This window comes from Actinopolyspora sp. BKK2 (genome assembly GCF_011291845.1).
Lineage (GTDB): Bacteria > Actinomycetota > Actinomycetes > Mycobacteriales > Pseudonocardiaceae > Actinopolyspora > Actinopolyspora saharensis.
On record NZ_JAANTE010000003.1, the window covers coordinates 447,238 to 463,019 of the forward strand.

General features: G+C 71.9%; 16 protein-coding genes. 9 read left to right on the forward strand and 7 right to left on the reverse strand.

Annotation, left to right across the window (positions count from 1 at the left end):
- Positions 1-152: 152 nt before the first annotated feature.
- Both G9Q41_RS08890 and G9Q41_RS08895 read left to right on the forward strand, forming a co-directional pair.
- Positions 153-653, forward strand: coding sequence for a hypothetical protein (locus G9Q41_RS08890; RefSeq protein WP_207630754.1), 501 nt, complete (start codon positions 153-155; stop codon positions 651-653).
- Entirely contained in the window at positions 650-1,102 is a 453-nt protein-coding gene (locus G9Q41_RS08895) for a ferritin-like domain-containing protein (RefSeq protein ID WP_092522359.1), read from the forward strand. The genes G9Q41_RS08890 and G9Q41_RS08895 overlap by 4 nt, the downstream gene beginning before the upstream one ends.
- Positions 1,103-1,120: 18 nt before the next feature.
- Here G9Q41_RS08895 and G9Q41_RS08900 read toward each other — a convergent pair whose 3' ends face one another.
- Together G9Q41_RS08900 and G9Q41_RS08905 are read right to left on the reverse strand one after the other, a co-directional pair.
- Positions 1,121-1,954 (reverse strand): hypothetical protein, encoded by an 834-nt coding sequence (locus tag G9Q41_RS08900; RefSeq protein WP_347567494.1) that lies wholly within the window; start codon positions 1,952-1,954, stop codon positions 1,121-1,123.
- Between the two features lie 161 nt (positions 1,955-2,115).
- The gene (locus G9Q41_RS08905; RefSeq protein ID WP_165632349.1) at positions 2,116-3,168 is read right to left on the reverse strand and encodes an aminotransferase class V-fold PLP-dependent enzyme; all 1,053 of its coding nucleotides are present in this window, start codon (positions 3,166-3,168) and stop codon (positions 2,116-2,118) included.
- A 124-nt stretch (positions 3,169-3,292) separates the two neighbouring features.
- Between G9Q41_RS08905 and G9Q41_RS08910 the strand changes: the two genes are divergently transcribed.
- Together G9Q41_RS08910 and G9Q41_RS08915 are read left to right on the forward strand one after the other, a co-directional pair.
- Complete coding sequence (locus G9Q41_RS08910) at positions 3,293-3,703, forward strand: YjbQ family protein (RefSeq protein WP_092522365.1); 411 nt, start codon at positions 3,293-3,295, stop codon at positions 3,701-3,703.
- Between the two features lie 53 nt (positions 3,704-3,756).
- On the forward strand, positions 3,757-4,725 hold the full coding sequence (locus G9Q41_RS08915; protein WP_242687247.1) for a hypothetical protein: 969 nt from the start codon (positions 3,757-3,759) through the stop codon (positions 4,723-4,725).
- A gap of 148 nt (positions 4,726-4,873) precedes the next feature.
- On the opposite strand, the gene G9Q41_RS08920 is transcribed toward G9Q41_RS08915, so the two are convergent.
- A complete protein-coding gene (locus G9Q41_RS08920; protein WP_165632350.1) occupies positions 4,874-6,622 on the reverse strand; it encodes a proline--tRNA ligase in 1,749 nt (582 codons plus the stop codon).
- Between the two features lie 268 nt (positions 6,623-6,890).
- On the opposite strand from G9Q41_RS08920, the gene G9Q41_RS08925 reads away from it, so the two are divergent.
- The 4 genes from G9Q41_RS08925 (at position 6,891) to cobM (ending at position 10,266) form a co-directional block, all read left to right on the forward strand.
- Positions 6,891-7,157, forward strand: coding sequence for a zinc finger protein (locus G9Q41_RS08925; RefSeq protein WP_165632351.1), 267 nt, complete (start codon positions 6,891-6,893; stop codon positions 7,155-7,157).
- Positions 7,158-7,272: 115 nt separating this feature from the next.
- Entirely contained in the window at positions 7,273-8,013 is a 741-nt protein-coding gene (yaaA, locus tag G9Q41_RS08930) for a peroxide stress protein YaaA (protein ID WP_092522371.1), read from the forward strand.
- 283 nt (positions 8,014-8,296) lie between these two features.
- Complete coding sequence (gene cbiE, locus G9Q41_RS08935; protein WP_165632352.1) at positions 8,297-9,526, forward strand: precorrin-6y C5,15-methyltransferase (decarboxylating) subunit CbiE; 1,230 nt, start codon at positions 8,297-8,299, stop codon at positions 9,524-9,526.
- Positions 9,523-10,266, forward strand: a complete 744-nt coding sequence (gene cobM, locus G9Q41_RS08940) for a precorrin-4 C(11)-methyltransferase (protein ID WP_092522910.1) — start codon at positions 9,523-9,525, stop codon at positions 10,264-10,266. Before cbiE ends, cobM begins: the two co-directional genes overlap by 4 nt.
- A 63-nt stretch (positions 10,267-10,329) precedes the next feature.
- Here cobM and G9Q41_RS08945 read toward each other — a convergent pair whose 3' ends face one another.
- Positions 10,330-11,433, reverse strand: a complete 1,104-nt coding sequence (locus G9Q41_RS08945) for a cobalt-precorrin-5B (C(1))-methyltransferase (RefSeq protein ID WP_347567495.1) — start codon at positions 11,431-11,433, stop codon at positions 10,330-10,332.
- A 50-nt stretch (positions 11,434-11,483) separates the two neighbouring features.
- Between G9Q41_RS08945 and G9Q41_RS08950 the strand changes: the two genes are divergently transcribed.
- Entirely contained in the window at positions 11,484-12,239 is a 756-nt protein-coding gene (locus G9Q41_RS08950; RefSeq protein ID WP_165632353.1) for a cobalt-precorrin-6A reductase, read from the forward strand.
- On the opposite strand, the gene G9Q41_RS22645 is transcribed toward G9Q41_RS08950, so the two are convergent.
- The 3 genes from G9Q41_RS22645 to cobG are packed head-to-tail and all read right to left on the reverse strand — an operon-like array spanning position 12,227 to position 15,761.
- Positions 12,227-13,762, reverse strand: coding sequence for a precorrin-2 C(20)-methyltransferase (locus tag G9Q41_RS22645; protein ID WP_092522377.1), 1,536 nt, complete (start codon positions 13,760-13,762; stop codon positions 12,227-12,229). The two genes, G9Q41_RS08950 and G9Q41_RS22645, sit on opposite strands and share 13 nt — an antisense overlap.
- Positions 13,759-14,385, reverse strand: a complete 627-nt coding sequence (locus tag G9Q41_RS08960; RefSeq protein WP_092522379.1) for a precorrin-8X methylmutase — start codon at positions 14,383-14,385, stop codon at positions 13,759-13,761. Before G9Q41_RS08960 ends, G9Q41_RS22645 begins: the two co-directional genes overlap by 4 nt.
- Positions 14,382-15,761: a precorrin-3B synthase gene (cobG, locus tag G9Q41_RS08965; RefSeq protein ID WP_207630757.1), complete on the reverse strand. Its 1,380-nt coding sequence runs from the start codon at positions 15,759-15,761 to the stop codon at positions 14,382-14,384. The genes G9Q41_RS08960 and cobG overlap by 4 nt, the downstream gene beginning before the upstream one ends.
- Positions 15,762-15,782: the final 21 nt, after the last annotated feature.

Below are 15,782 nucleotides of genomic sequence, written 5' to 3' on the forward strand. Positions count from 1 at the left end.
CTCCACGGCCGAGTACACCGATAAAAACCGTGGTCTTCCAGGGTATCGCGTCCCGCCCGCGGAAAGCGCGGCACACGCCCCCACCGACAACGGGCCGCCGGGGAGCACCACAGCCACGCCCCCGCGCGGACTTGCTGGCAAGATGTGTAGGCGTGGATATTCCCTCCCGGACCGGCTCCACCTCTCGCCCCCACCGACTGGGCAGACGCGAACTGCTCCGCCTCTCGGCGCTGGCGCCACTGGCACCGGCCCTGATCAGCTGTTCGGCCCCGACGGACGAGAATCCCGACCTGCTCGTCCCTCTCGCCGAGAACGCGGACTCGGACGCGGAACTCGCCCGGGCCACGGCGGACAAGCACCCCGAGCTGGCCGAGCGGGCCGGCACGATCGCCGAGGTGCGCAGCGAGCACGCGAAGAACCTGCGCCGGGAGGTCAAGAGGCTGACCGGCGAGCGCGCGGCCACGAGCGCTGGTCGCTCCCCCGGCCCGGAGATCGCCGACGATCCGAACAAGGCGGCGGAGAAGCTGCGCACGGCTCTCGAGGACGCGCAGCGACGAACCGCCGAGACGGTCCCCCGGGTCTCCGGTTATCGGGCCGGTCTGATCGGCTCGGTCTCCGCAGCGTGCGCGAGTTTGCTGGAGGTCGTGCGATGAGCTCGGCGGAGCTGTCCGAGAACGGCGAACGCGCCCTCAAGCGGGCGCTCGGGAGCGAGCACGCCGCGGTCTGGTTGTACGGGCTGGCGAAGGCCTTCGCCGCGGACTCCGGAGTGGTTTCCGCCGTCGACGAGGGGATCTCCGCGCACCGGGACCACCGCGACCGGACGAGACGGGTGCTGCGTGGGGCGGGCAGCACCCCCCCGCCCGCCGATCCCGCGTATCAACCTCCCGAGTCCGTCACGGACCAGACCTCGGCGGTTCACGCGCTGGTGGCGGCGGAGCAGGACTGCTCGGTCGGCTGGCTGGCCGTGCTGGAGCGCTCGGAGAACAGGCGGCTCAGCCAGCTCGCGCTGGACTGCCTCACCGGTGCGGCCACCCGTGCCACGACCCTGCGGCTCGAGATCGGCGAGCAGCCGAGCTTTCCGGCCTTCCCCGGCCGGACCTGAGCCGCGCGGCGCGGGCGGTCACCCCGGTTCGCGGTCCTGCCGGGCCCCCAGCTTCAAGGCGTCCGAGGTGACGTGCTTCAGCCTGCCGTCGTCGCGGCCGCTGCGGTGGAAGTAGGAGGACTCCCCGATGACCACCAGGCGTCCCTCGTGGGTCGAGGCGTATCCGTAGTCGTGGCTCAGGTCCGGATACCCCTCGGGAACCTGACTTCCAGCCGTGACCAGGTCCTCGATGTTGCCCGTTGCGTTCTGCGTAGCCAGCTTCTCCAGCTTGGCCGCGGACGCGGCGTCGGGCATCAGCACGGTGACCACGGAGGTCAGCACGCGCTCGCCGTTGTGCAGCCTGGTGGTGTAAAGGGCGCGGGTGATGTGCGAGCAGGCGGTGCCCGCGAAGAACTCGGCGATCTTCGCGGTCGAGTTGTCCGCGCAGTTCGCCGGCTCGTCGGCGACGTACTTCTCGAAGTCGTACTCGGTGCTCGGTCCCGCCTGCTGCGTGGCCGGGCTCTCGGAGGTGGACCGGGTCTCCGAGGGCTTGACCATCAGCCACAGCACCCCGGACAGCACCGCGACGAGGACCAGCACCAGTCCCCGGATCACCCATCCCGCGGGAGTGATGCCCGTGCCTGCCCGCGAGTCTCCCGCTCCGTCCGGGCCTGGACGGGACTGCGCGGCACCCGCGGCGTTCGGGGGCCCACTGCCCGCTCCCCGCCCCGGGGCCGGCTGCTCGCCGGGGGGACGCGAACCGTGCCCCCCGTTCGCGGGGGCGGCCGCGGCCTGGGGCGGCGGGAAGGTGGGGCGGGTCCGCTCCTCGCCGGGCCCTCCCGCACCGCCTTCCGGATTCCGACCCTGTGTCACCCGGTCAGGTGGGCCTCCGGAGTCGCTCCGGACAGCGTTGAGTGGCGCGGTGTCCCCGCGCTCGAAGTTCTGCTGCGACCCCGTCATCTGTTCGGGTGCACCGTGGTGATCCGACACGGGCACCTACCGTAGCGGGTAACGATCGGGTGGAGAACAGCACATCACCGCAACGGAGCGGAAGAACTCCGCCGCAGCGCCTCCGACACCAGCCGGACGTCGTCCTCCGTGTTGTACAGGTGGAAAGCCAGTCGCAGCCTGCCGTCCCGCGCCGTACAGCACACCCCGGCTGCACTCAGCTCCGCGGAGGCGTGGGTCGCGTCCAGCGCGACTATCGGGGAGTCGGGCGAGGGAACCTCCAGTTCGGCGCACAGCGTCCCGGCCAGTTCCATGCAGTGCTCGCGAACTGCGGGGAGGTCGACGGTTCTCAACCAGTCGAGCGCGGCCGCCGCCCCCAGCTGGGCGAACCAGCCCGGGGAGGCGTCGAAGGCCCCCGCCCCCTCGGCCAGTCGCAGCGGCAACCCGTAAAGGTTGCTCCAGGGGTCCTGCCCCGCGTACCAGTTCGCACCGTGGGCCCGCTGAAGTTCCAGCACCTCGGGACGCGTCGCGAGCCAGGCCGCCCCGCGGGGAGCCATCAGCCACTTGTACCCGCACCCCACGACCCAATCCGCCCACTCCAGCTCCAGCGGCATCCACCCGGCCGCCTGGCTGACGTCCAGCAGCACCCGGACACCGTGCCGCTCGGCGACGGCACGCAGCTCCTCCGGGCGGAACACCCTCCCGTCGGCCGACTGCACCAGGCTGACCGCGACCACGTCGTGCTCGGGCACGGCCTCGAGCAGTCGGTCCGGAGGCACCTCGGTGACCCGCACTCCCCGGTCGCGCTGCACCGCGAACGGGAAGGTCACGCTGGTGAACTCCCGCTCGACCACCAGCACGCTGGTTCCCGCGGCAACACCCGCTGCCACCATCCCGACCAGCTGGGAGACCGAGCTCCCCGCGGTCACGCGCTCCCGCGGAACCCCCACGAGCTCGGCGAACCCCTCCTTCGCGCGCGCAACCGGCTCGTCGAACTCGGCGGCCGAGATCCTGCCCTCGCTCCACCGGGTGATCGCCGCGTGCAGGGACTCGGCCACGAAATCCGGGGGAACCCCGATGCCGGCCGTGTTCAGGTAACCGGGCTCCACCCCGAAACTCGCCCCGAAAGCCTCCCTCACGGGCGTGATCCTACGTTCCCGCGCGGGGTCCGGGCTAGTGCTCGCTCGGCGCGCTCGGTCGCCGGGCGAGCGGCTCCACCTCGTGCTGCGCGTCACCGCACGCCCTCCCCTAGACTCGGGAAACATGCACAGTGAGGAAATCGAGATACGCACCGGCGACCGCGAGGTCGTCCGCGACCTCAACGCCGAATGCGCGAAGTTCCTGCGCGGTGCGGACGGCGACGAAGGCCTCCTGCACCTGTGGGTACCGCACGCCACTGCGGGCATAGCGGTCCTGGAAACGGGCGCGGGCAGCGATGAGGACCTGCTCGCCACCCTGCGGGACCTGCTCCCCGCCGACGACCGCTGGCGACACCGCCACGGTTCCCCCGGGCACGGCAGGGATCACGTGCTTCCGGCCCTGGTGCCGCCCCACGTCTCGATCCCGGTGCTCGGCGGAAGCATGGCCCTGGGAACCTGGCAGTCCGTGTGCCTGGTGGACACCAACACCGACAACCAGGTGCGCCGGGTCCGACTGAGCTTCCTCGCCGGGTGATCCGCTGAACCGCCCGCACCACGCCTCCGCGCGCGGCCGGTAATCTCGAGGTCGTGACACAGCCATCCGGTGGGCACAACAACACGCCCGGCCGAGCCGGATTCGGCCCGCAGGGCGGACAACCTCCACAGTGGCCCGCGCACCAGAGCGGCTCTTCCGGCGGGTGGTCGGCAGGGGGGCACTCCAGTCCGTACGGCTGGCAGACCGATCCGGCGCGGCCCGGCTCAGCGAACGGGTCCGTCTACCGTGGTTTCGGAACTTTCGAGGAACCGGCCGGCGGCGGCAAACCCCCCGGAAAAACCAACCGGGGAGTGATCGGCGTCCTCGCTCTCGTGATCGTCCTGCTCGGAAGCGCGGTCGGACTGGGCATCTACTACGGGACTTCGAGACCGGCGGAGCAGCAAGCCGCGGGTGCGGGCAGCCGCACCACCTCGCCGCCCCGGACAACGCCCGGAGCGCCCGAGCCGCGGATCGAGGGCTGGCAGGTCGGCTACAACTCCGAGGGCCAACTCGCTTACGACGTCCCCGGGAACTGGAACGTGCTGGGGTCCGAGCGGGAGTACTCCATCCCCTCCCTCGGCGACGTCACCTTCCACGGCCTGGTCGACGGTCCCTACTACGACTGCGGCGGGAAGAGGGTCGTGGGCGGACGTGCCATCAGCACCACGGTGAAACCGGACCGGAGCATGTCCGAAACGGCCGAGGAGTTCCTCCTGCGCTCCGGCCGCCACTTCTACACCGCCGGAGGCAGTTCCGGGGAGGTGTCGGTCAACGCCGAACAACCGCGCGATGCCGACGTCGAGGGCTTCGAAGCCGTCCGGATATCCGGAACCGTGGAGATGCCGGAGACGTCGCCGTGCCTGCCCACCGAGGCCGAGATCTCCGCTCTGGTCGTCCAGGCGAAGAACAGCTACGTCGTGCTCGTGGTCAGCGCGGACAGCGAACGTCCGGCCTCCTCGCCGCCTGCCGCCGGGGAACGGACCGTACCGCGCGTGCTGGACAGCGCGCGCCCCGTTCGATGACCCCCGGCCGGTCCACTGCGCTCCCCCGAGGGCGCGGCGGTGAGCGCGGTTCCCACCTCACCGGAGCCGCGCGGGAGAGCAAGCCGTCGCCGCGGGCCGGCCCCGTTCGCCCTCGGAGCACGGGGCCGGGCCCTCGGCGGTCGTCACTTCAGCTCCGCACCAGCTCGACCAGCTGATCGACCACCTCGTCGGCGGCCACCTCGGTCCGCTCCCCCGAGGCGCGGTCCTTGAGCTCGACCACGCCCCTGGACAGCCCCTTGCCGACCACCAGGATCGTGGGAACGCCGACCAGCTCCGCATCGGCGAACTTCACCCCGGGCGAGACGTTCCGGTCGTCGAGGACCACCCGGACACCCGCGTCGTCCAGTTCGGCCGAGATCCGCTCCGCCTCGGTCCCGAGGGCGTCGTCCTTGCCCGCGATCACCACGTGCACATCGGCCGGGGCCACCGCACGCGGCCAGACCAGCCCGAGCTCGTCGTGGTGCTGCTCGGCGATCGCCGCGACCAGCCGGGAGACGCCCACCCCGTAGGACCCCATGGTCACCCGTTTGGGTTGGCCGTCCTGTCCGAGCGCGTCCAGCGAGATCGCGTCGGTGTACTTGCGCCCGAGCTGGAAGATGTGCCCGATCTCGATCCCCCGCGCCGCCTGGAGAACACCGTGCCCGTCGGGGGAGGGGTCCCCCTCGCGCACCTCGGCTGCCTCGATCGTGCCGTCCGGGGTGAAGTCGCGGCCGCACACCAGGTCGACCACGTGGTGGTCGGACTTGTCCGCACCGGTGACCCAGGCGCTCCCGTTCGACACCCGCGGGTCGACGAGGTAGCACACCCCGTTGTCCTGCAGGGCCTTGGGCCCCACGTACCCCTTCACCAGGAAGGGGTTGGCCGCGAAGTCCGCGTCGTCGACCAGGGCCACCTCTGCCGGTTCCAGCGCGGCCTCCAGCCGCTTCATGTCCACCTCGCGGTCACCGGGCACGCCCACCGCGAGCAGCGTCCACTCCTCAGCACCCGGTTGCCGCGTCTTGACCAGCACGTTCTTCAACGTGTCCGCCGCCGTGAACTTCCTGTCCGACTCCGCGTCGTTCAAGAACTCCACGAGGCTCTCGATGGTCGGGGTGTCCGGGGTGTGGTGCACCTCGGCCTGCGGACGCCCCTCCACGGGAAGTTCGGGGGCGGGCGGGGTGGTCACGGCCTCGACGTTGGCCGCGTAGTCGGACTCGCTGCTGCGCACGAAGGTGTCCTCCCCGGTGGGGCACTCCGCGAGGAACTCCTCGGAGGCGGACCCGCCCATGGCACCCGAAGTGGCCGCCACGACGGTGTAGCGCAGCCCGAGCCGGTCGAAGAGCCTCGTGTAGGCGTCCCGGTGCAGCCGGTAGGAGCTGCCGAGCTGCTCGTCGTCCAGGTCGAAGGAGTACGAGTCCTTCATGACGAACTCCCGGCCGCGCAGGATCCCCGCCCGGGGGCGCTCCTCGTCGCGGTACTTCGTCTGGACCTGGTAGAGGATCACGGGGAAGTCGCGGTAGGAGTTGTACTCACCCTTGACGGTCTGCGCGAACAGCTCCTCGTGGGTCGGGCCGAGCAGGTAGTCGGCCTTCTTCCTGTCCTTGAGGCGGAACATGTTCGGGCCGTACTCGGTCCAGCGCCCGGTCGTCTCGTAGGGCTCCTTCGGAAGCAGGGCGGGCAGGTGGATCTCCTGGCCGCCGATGGCGTCCATCTCCGCCCGCACCGCCTGCTCGATGTTGCGCAGCACGCGCAGCCCGAGCGGCAGCCAGGAGTAGATGCCCGGCGCTACCCGACGCACGTATCCGGCGCGCACCAGCAGACGGTGACTCGGCACCTCCGCATCCGCCGGATCCTCCCGCAGGGTACGCAGGAACAACGTCGACATCCTCGTGATCACGGCTGCGCGCTCCTTTACGCCTCGCGCTTTCCTCGCGTATTTCCGGAAAGCCTAGCTGGTCATACGAACGGCGATATCAGCGACTCCCGCACCAGGGGCACGGCCACGACATGCTGCCCTCCCGCTCCGGCCGCACCGCGGGCGGGGAACCGACCTGCGCATCCTCGCAGGCTCCCGTTCGGGGGAAACGCACCGAGCGGTTCGGCCGATCGCGGATCGATGTGGCCCAATTGGGGTGAGGTGGCCGCGTCACGGAAAACGGACGGAAATGCATCCCGAGAACCACGACAACCGAGCACGATTCTGGCACCCGGCGCGGAGATTCGACGGGAAGCGCCACGTCTTCCACGGGAGCGGTCCCGGGACGGGTTGGGGCGCGAAGGACACCCTGTGCGGTTCGTCCGTCGACCCGGCGCCCGTGAGTTCCACCGAGTGGCTGCTCCACCCGACCTGCCCGGACTGCTGGGAGGAACTCGTGCGCGAACAGGTACCGGACTCCCCGTCCGGAGCTCAGCTGGACGACGGGTCCACCTGACGGGGTCCGCGGAATGTCCCCTCCTGGAGGCCGCGCGGGTCGATTCGCCCGGCGGTCCGGGACGCGGCCGACCCGTCGAGCGGCTCGACCGGCCCGCCCCCTAGGCTCACGTCACGTGCTCGTACTGTTGCCACCCTCCGAAACCAAATCGAGCGGAGGCGACGGCCCGCCGCTGCGCCTGGAGACCCTGTCCTTCGAACAGCTCAACCCCACGCGGGAGCGGCTGGCCCTGGCGCTCGCTGAGCTCGGCGAGGACCTGCCCGCGAGCCTCGCCGCGCTGGGTCTGTCCGAACGCCAGGCCGGTGAGGTCGAACGCAACGCCGCGCTCTGGGACTCCCCCACCAGGCCCGCCCTGGAGCGCTACACGGGGGTGCTCTACGACGCGCTCGACGTCGGTTCCCTGTCCGCCGCGGAGCGGTCCCGCGCCGACGCCAGGCTCGCCGTGGTCTCGGCGCTGTTCGGAGTGGTGCGCGGCGGCGATCCCGTACCGGCCTACCGGCTGTCGGCCGGATCCAGCGTGCCGGGGATCGGTGGGCTGCGCGGCGTGTGGCGCCCCGAACTGACCCCGCTGCTCCGAGCGCAGCCGGGCCCCGTCGTGGATCTGCGCTCGGGCGCTTACGCGGCACTGGCCAAGCTCCCTGACGCCGTCGAGGTGCGGGTGGTCACCGAGGACTCCGCCGGGACCCGCAAGGCGGTCAGCCACCACAACAAGGCCCACAAGGGCAGGTTGGCCAGGGCACTGGCCAAGGCCGAGCACGAGCCCGCGGGCCCCGAGGACGTGGCCGAGATCGCCCGGGGTGCCGGAATGCGCTGCGAGCGCACGGGAACGCACGGTCTGCACCTCGTGGTCGACTGATGTGAGCTCTCCCCCATCCGCGGGAGAAAAACACCCGAGTGATCGATGCGTGCACTAGAGTACGAGCTCACGTTCCGGCCTTCGGCGGACCGAGTTCGTTCCCGGACAGCCGTAGCCACCGCTCGGTCGCCCGACGACCGCACCGGCAGGAGCGCCTCTGCCGCGGAGGCCGCGGACCCCGCCGAAGGCGCGGACGGCGGTGCTTCACCCGTCCGTGCCGGTAGGCCCGCCGGAACCGCGCACTGCCCGCATCGCACCCGAGCTCCGAGGAGGCGCGCCGAACGTGAGCGACGAGCCCGCGAGCGGCGGACCCGACCGGGTGCACGTCGTCGGGATCGGTGCCGACGGCTGGGAGGGCCTCTCCCCCGCCGCACGCCGCACCGTCGAAGCGGCCGAAGTCCTGATGGGCAGTCACAGGCAGCTCGCGCTGATTCCGGAGACCACCGGTGAGCGGGTGCCCTGGCCGTCCCCGCTGCTGCCCGCGCTGCCCGGACTGCTGGCCGAGCACGCCGGACGTTCGACGTGCGTGCTGGCCAGCGGCGATCCGATGTTCCACGGGATCGGGGCCACGCTGGCCGGACTGCTCGGCCCGCAACGACTCGAGGTCTTTCCGCAACCGTCCTCGGTTTCGCTGGCCTGCGCCCGGCTCGGTTGGCCCTCCCAGGACGCCCGGGTGGTCAACCTGGTCGGAAGGCCGGTGGAGAACCTGCTGCGCGGACTCGCACCGGGCGAACGCGTCCTGGTGCTCAGCTCCGACGGGAGCACCCCGGCCGCGGTGGCCGAGCTGCTGACCGCGCACGGTTTCGGCCCCAGCGAGCTGACGGTGCTGGAGAACCTGGGGGGACGGGACGAACGGATCCTCCGGGACACCGCCGCTCAGCTGCGGACGAGCACCGCGGCGCTGAACATCGTCGCCGTCGAGTGCGCGAGCGACCGCGGAACGGGGCGGTTGCCGTCGACACCGGGGCTGACGGAGGAGCTGTTCGAACACGACGGCCAGCTCACCAAGCGGGACGTCCGGGCGAGCACGCTGGCGCGGTTGGCCCCACGCCCCGGTGAGCTGCTGTGGGACGTGGGGGCAGGCTCGGGCAGCATCGCGATCGAGTGGGTGCGCAGCGCCGCTTCCTGCCGGGCGATCGCCGTCGAGCGGAACCCCGAGCGGGCCGCGCGCACGGCGAACAACGCCGCCGCCCTGGGGGCCGGCTCGCTGCGGATCGTGCGCGAGGCCGCCCCGGAGGGACTGCGGGGGCTGGAGCGACCGGACGCCGTGTTCGTCGGCGGCGGGGTGAGCGTTCCCGGTGTGCTGGACAGCTGCGTCGAGGCGTTGCCGCGCGGTGGACGTCTCGTGGTCAATGCCGTGACGATGGAATCGGAGTCGACAGTGATCGAATGGTACTCCCGCATGGGCGGGGAGCTGGTGCGGATCGGTATCGAGCAGGCAGGCCCGGTCGGCGGTTTCACCGCTTGGCGGCCCGCTATGCGCGTGACCCAGTGGGCGGTGACCAAGCCTTGACCGTTCACTTCGTCGGAGCCGGCCCGGGAGCGGCCGACCTCATCACCGTCCGCGGGCAGAACACCATCGCCTCCTGCCCGGTGTGCCTGTACGCGGGCAGCCTCGTGCCCGAGGAGCTGCTGGAGCACTGCCCGGAGGGGGCCCGGCTGGTCGACACGGCCCGCATGACGCTCGACGAGATCATCGCCGAGATCCTCGACGCGCAGCGGCGCGGACTCGACGTGGCCAGGTTGCACTCCGGCGACCCCTCCGTGTTCAGCGCGGTGGCCGAGCAGATGCGCAGGCTCGACGAGGCCGGGGTCGACTACGAGATGGTGCCGGGGGTTCCCGCCTTCTCGGCGGCGGCCGCGGCGCTCAACCGGGAGTTCACGGTGCCCGGCGTGGGGCAGACGGTGCTGCTGACCAGAACGGCGGCCAGGGCCACTCCCATGCCGGAGGGCGAGGACCTCGCCACGCTGGGGCGCAGCCGGGCCACGATGGTGCTGCACCTGGCCGTGAACAGGATCGAGGAGCTCGTCGAACAACTCGTGCCCAACTACGGCCCGGACTGCCCAGTCGCCGTGGTCGCGGGGGCCAGCAGGGCGGACGAGACCGTGCTGCGCGGGAACCTCTCCGACATCGCCGGGCTGGTTCGCGACGCCGGTGTCGAGCGCACCGCCGTGGTCGTGGTCGGCGAGGTGCTCACGGCGGGGCACTTCCCGGACAGCCACCTGTACTCCGCGAACCGCTGCCGGAGCTGACGGGGGCTGTCCGGGGGCGGGGACTTCCGCGGCGGGAGTCCCCGCAGGCACTCCCCGGAGGGCTCACCCCCCGGGCGGGCAACGCCCCTTGATCGTCCCGGCGCGGTCGATCACGACGATCTCCACCTCGATGGGAGCGCCCTCCAGGGTCGCCAGGGCGACGTCCCGCGCTCCCCGCGCGACCAGGTCGCCGAGGGCGACGCCCTCCTCGGCCGAGGCCTCGAGCGCGTCCAGCGCCGTGTTGGCCCGCGCCACGCGCTCCGACAAGCGCGCGCTGCCCCCCGCCCGCTCGACGAGCCCGGCCAGCCGCGCGAAGTCCACCTGCGAGCGCTTGGAGTGCAGATCGAGGTGGCCGTCGGCCAGCTTGGCCAGCTTCCCGATCCCGCCGGCTACGGTCAGCCGGGGAACCGGATGTCTGCGCAGGTACTTCAGCACGGCCCCCGCGAAGTCGCCCATGTCCAGCAGGGCCTCCTCCGGCAGGCCGTGCAGCTCGGTCACCGTGCGTTCCGAGGTGCTGCCGGTGCAGCCGGCCACGTGCCGCAGCCCCTCCGCACGGGCCACGTCCACCCCGCGACGGATGCTGTCGATCCAGGCAGAGCACGAGTACGGGATCACCACCCCGGTGGTGCCCAGGATCGACAACCCGCCCACGATCCCGAGGCGGGGGTTCCAGGTGTGCCGGGCGAGTTCCGCTCCCTCCTCCACCCACGCCTCCACGACCAGGTCGCCGCTGTCGACGTGGGTGGCTGCGATCTCCGCGACGAGCTCGCCGATCAGCCGCCGCGGAACGGGATTGACGGCGGGTTCGCCCACGGGCAGCGGCAGTCCGGGCTTGGTGATCGTCCCGACCCCCGTGCCCGCGCGGAAGGTGACCCCGCTGCCGGGCTCTCCCCGGGAGACGGTCACTCCCACGACAGCCCCGTGGGTGACGTCCGGGTCGTCACCGGCGTCCTTGACCACCCCGGCCGTGGCCCGGTCCTCCTCCAGCAGCTCCCGGTCCAGCGCGAAGGAGGGCTCGTGCCCCTTCGGCAGCCGCACCCGCACCGGGTCCGGGAACTCTCCGGTGAGCAGGGCGGTGTAGGCAGCCGCGGTCGAGGCGAGGGCACACGCCCCCGTGGTCCACCCGTAACGCGGCCCACCCGTCTGTTCGGCACGATCGTTCACCACGGGAGAATGCACTCCATCGAGTCAGGATTCATTGTTTCGGGGGTGTTCCGATGGGGGCGCGAGTACTCGTCCTCGGGGGTACCGCACAGGCTCGGCTCCTCGCGAACCAGCTTAACGAGCTCGGGGTCCCGGTGGTCTCCTCACTGGCCGGACGCGTGCGGGCACCGAAGCTGCCCGCGGGCGAGGTCCGCACCGGCGGTTTCGGAGGTCCGGCCGGGATGGCCGAGTACCTGCGCGACCGCGGAGTAACCACCCTGGTCGACGCGACCCACCCCTTCGCCGCGCGGATCAGCGAGAACGCCGTGACCGCCACCGCCGACAGCGGTGTCGAGATGCTCGTGCTGCGGCGCGCCCCCTGGACCCCGGGCCCGGGCGACGACTGGCACCGGGTCGGTTCGCTCCCGGAGGCGGCCGAGACCGCGCGGAGGCTCGGCAGCCGGGTGCTGCTCACCACCGGCAGGCAGGGGCTGCACCACTTCGCGCGGGTGCGGGACCGCTGGTTCCTCGCCCGCACCGTGGACGCCCCGGACCCGCCGCTACCGCCCAACGTGACCACGATCTCCGCGCGCGGTCCGTTCACCGCGGAGTCCGAGCGCGAGCTGCTTCGGCAGCAGCGCATCGACGTGATCGTGAGCAAGAACAGCGGAGGGCCGATGACCGAGGGCAAGCTCGCGGCCGCCCGCGAACTCGGGGTCCCGGTGGTGCTGGTGGAGCAACCTCGGCCACCACGAGCGCCCGCGGTGGACAGCGTTCCCGAGGCGATCGCCTGGCTGCGGGAACGAGTCGACCGGCTTCACGCCGGGTAACGCCGCGGCGTGAACACGGAGACCTCGTCCCCCCTGCTGACGAGCCGGGTCGTGGACGAACCGACCAGCAGCAGGCAGCGCATGTCCACCCGTTCCGGATCCAGCTCCCGCAGCTCGACGACCGTGACCTCCTCCTCCGGTCCACCGACGTCGCGGCCGATCACCACCGGTGTGTCCCCGGAGCGCTCCTCCAGGAGCAGGTCCCTGGCCGCCTCCACCTGCCAGCGGCGACTCCGCGAGGCCGGGTTGTACATCGCCAGCGCGAGGTCCGCCCGCGCAGCGGCCCGCAGCCTGCGTTCGATCACCTCCCACGACTTGAGCCGGTCGGACAGCGAGAGCACGCAGTAGTCGTGCCCGAGCGGGGCCCCCGCTCTGCTGGCGACCGCCTGCGCCGCGGTGAGTCCGGGGAGGACGTCCACGTCCACGTCCGCGTAGCGCGCGTCGTCGGCCGCCTCCAGGACGGCGCTGCCCATCGCGAACACCCCGGGGTCTCCGGAGGAGACGACCACGACCCTGCGCCCCGAAGCCGCCAGGTCGAGGGCCTCCTCGGCCCGCTGGGCCTCGACGCGGTTGTCGGAGGGGTGCTTGCGCTGCCGCGGGTTCGCCTGGATCCGGTCCAGGTAGGGTCCGTAGCCGACCAGGTCGTCGGCTGCGGCCAGCGCGGCCTGCGCCTCGGGGGTGGTCCACTCCCTGCCCGCCGGACCGAGCCCCACCACGGCGAGCCGACCGCCGTGCGCTCCGTCCGGACGCGGCGGCGTCTCCGGAGCGGGAGTCCGCGCACCGGTACGACTGGGCAGCAGGGCCAGCGAGAAGTAGGGCACGCTGTCCGGATCCACCTCGGCCAGTGGTGCGACCCGCTGCCTGGTGGTGCTCGCCCGTTCCACGTAGTGGGCCTCGTCGAGGCAACCGGCCTTGTCGAAGGCCTCGCGCACGCCTTCGAAGGTCCTGCCCAGCTTGAGCACGGCCGCCGCGTCCGTGCTCTGCAACCTCCGCGCCAGCTCGTCGGGCTCGAGCGTGCCCGGGAGCACGGTCAGCACCTCGTCGCGCTCGGCGAGCGGGCGTCCCAACTCGGCCGAGGCCGCGCTCACCGAGTTCACCCCCGGCACGACCACGGTCTCGAAGCGCCCGGTCAAGCGCTTGTGCATGTGCATGTAGGAGCCGTAGAAGAACGGGTCCCCCTCACCGAGCAGCACGACGTCGCGTCCCGCGCTCAGGTGAGCCGCCAGTCGTTCGGCGCAGTCGGCGTAGAACTCGTCGATGGCGCCCTGGTACCCGCCGGGGTGGTCGGTCGTCTCGGTGGTGACCGGGTACACCAGCGGTTCCTCGGTCTGGTCCCCGCGCAGATACGGCTCGGCGACCGAGCGCGCGATGCTGTTGCCGTGCCTGGCGCTGTGGTAGGCGATCACATCGGCCTCACCGATCAACCGCGCGGCCTTGACCGTCACCAGTTCCGGATCACCGGGGCCGAGCCCCACTCCGAACAGGCGCCCGGTCGCGGAGTCGTTGCTGTCTTCGCTGTTCACTCTTCCTCGCTCGCGATCGCGTTGATGGCGGCGACCGTCATCGCACTACCGCCTCGTCTGCCGTGCACCACCAGGTGCTCCAGGCCGCTCGGGTGCGCGACCAGTGCCTGCTTGGACTCGACCGCCCCGATGAAACCGACCGGGATCCCGAGCACGGCCGCGGGAGTGCCCGCGCCCTGCTCGACCAGCTCCAGCAGGCGGAACAGGCTGGTCGGGGCGTTGCCGATCGCGACGACGGCGCCTTCGAGCCGCCCGCGCCACAGTTCCATCGCGGCGGCGCTGCGGGTGTTGCCCAGTCGCGCGGCGAGGTCGGGCACGCGCGGGTCCGACAACGTGCACAGGATCTCGTTGCCCGCGGGAAGCCTGCGCCGGGTCACCCCCGCGGCCACCATCTCCGCGTCGCACAGCACCGGCGCACCCGCGGCGAGCGCCCGCCGCGCCGAGCTCACCACCCCCGGCGAGTAGGCCAGGTCGTCGACCAGGTCGACCATCCCGCAGGAGTGAACCATGCGCACGGCCACACCGGCGACGTCGGAAGGCAGCTCGTCGAGATCGGTTTCCGCCCGTATCGTCGCGAAGGAGCGGCGGTAGATCTCCTTGCCGTCCCGGATGTATTCGGTCACCGATCGTCCTCGTTCGTCGTGTCCTGGTCGCTGTTCACGCGGCTCTGCCCGAACCCGTCGTGCTGTCCCGTCGTCGGAGCCGCGGAACCGGGACGCCGCGCGTGTTCCACGGCCTCGGCCACCGTCTCCACCCCGGCGTCGTCCACCCGGATGAGCTCCTCGTCCCGCGTGCCGGAGCTGACCCGGTACCCGGAGGCACCGGCCAGCACTTCCACCACCGGACCGCGCGGGCGGCCGCAATGACGCGAGCAACCGACCCAGTGCACCGGCAGGTCCCCGGGAGCCACCGCAGCACCGCGGGCCGCGCTGTACGCGGCGTCCCGGTGCACGTCGGCCAGGGACTTGGCACAACCGGGATCACCCGCGCAGGCGGTCACACCGTTGAACGGCGAGGACGGATCGACGATCAAACCGCACGAGCGCAGTTCGGAAAACCACGAGCGGTGCTCGTGCTCGCGGACTCCCGGGAGGACCGCGGTCCGCCACGGCGTCAGTCGAACGGCACCGGACGCGGCTTCGGCCGCTCGTATGATGCTATGCATCTGCGCGGGGGACAAGCGTCCCAACGGCGCCCCCACGCCGAGGGCCACCTCTCCCCCGGTCCGCGTGAGGACCCCCACCGAGGGTTTTTCCTGCTGATCCCGCCGAACCCCGAAGGGCGGTGTGACTTCGACAACGGTGCCTCCCGCACGCCCCGATCGAGCACGCAGCGTGTCCGCGAGGTTTCCCGTTGTGTCCAGTTCGGCAACTCGCCAGACGCCGCCCCCCTGGCGGTCCCGCTCCGCGAGGAACTCCTCCGCGGCGAGAACGGCCGTCTCCGCGGCCTCGGCCGGCCTCACTCGCGCGCCCGAGTCGTTCCCCCCGAGCAGCACCGCGACCGTCTCCCCGTCCAGCGGAAGCAGGCCCACGTCACCGCGCAGCCGCGACACGTCCCCGCTCCCGTCGTCCACTGTGAACAGGAAACGCCCGGAGAGCTCGGCCAACCGCGGAGTCGAGCAGATTCCCCGGTCCAGCTCACGCACGACCCGCTGCACCGGCAACCAACCGGGGTCGTCCAGCCCGGCACCGGGACTGGCCACTATGTTCCGCACCCGCTCGTGGGTCAGCGAGGGAAGCAGTCCCACCGCGCCGATCCGCCGCCCGAGCTCCTCGGGGAACTCGACACCGCGCAGCTGGAGATTGGCCCGCGAGGTGAGCTCGACCGTGGAGTTGCCCAGCTCCTCCGCGGCCGTGACCAGCACCCGCAGCTGCTCGGTGCTCAACGTCCCGCCGGGGACGCGGATCCGCGCGAGACCACCGTCGGCGGCGGGGTGGACCTGGAGCGCACCCGGGCAGGCGTCCGGCCTGTCCCGTTCGGAAGCGAAACCTTCGGACATCGCGGTGATGCTACGGACCAC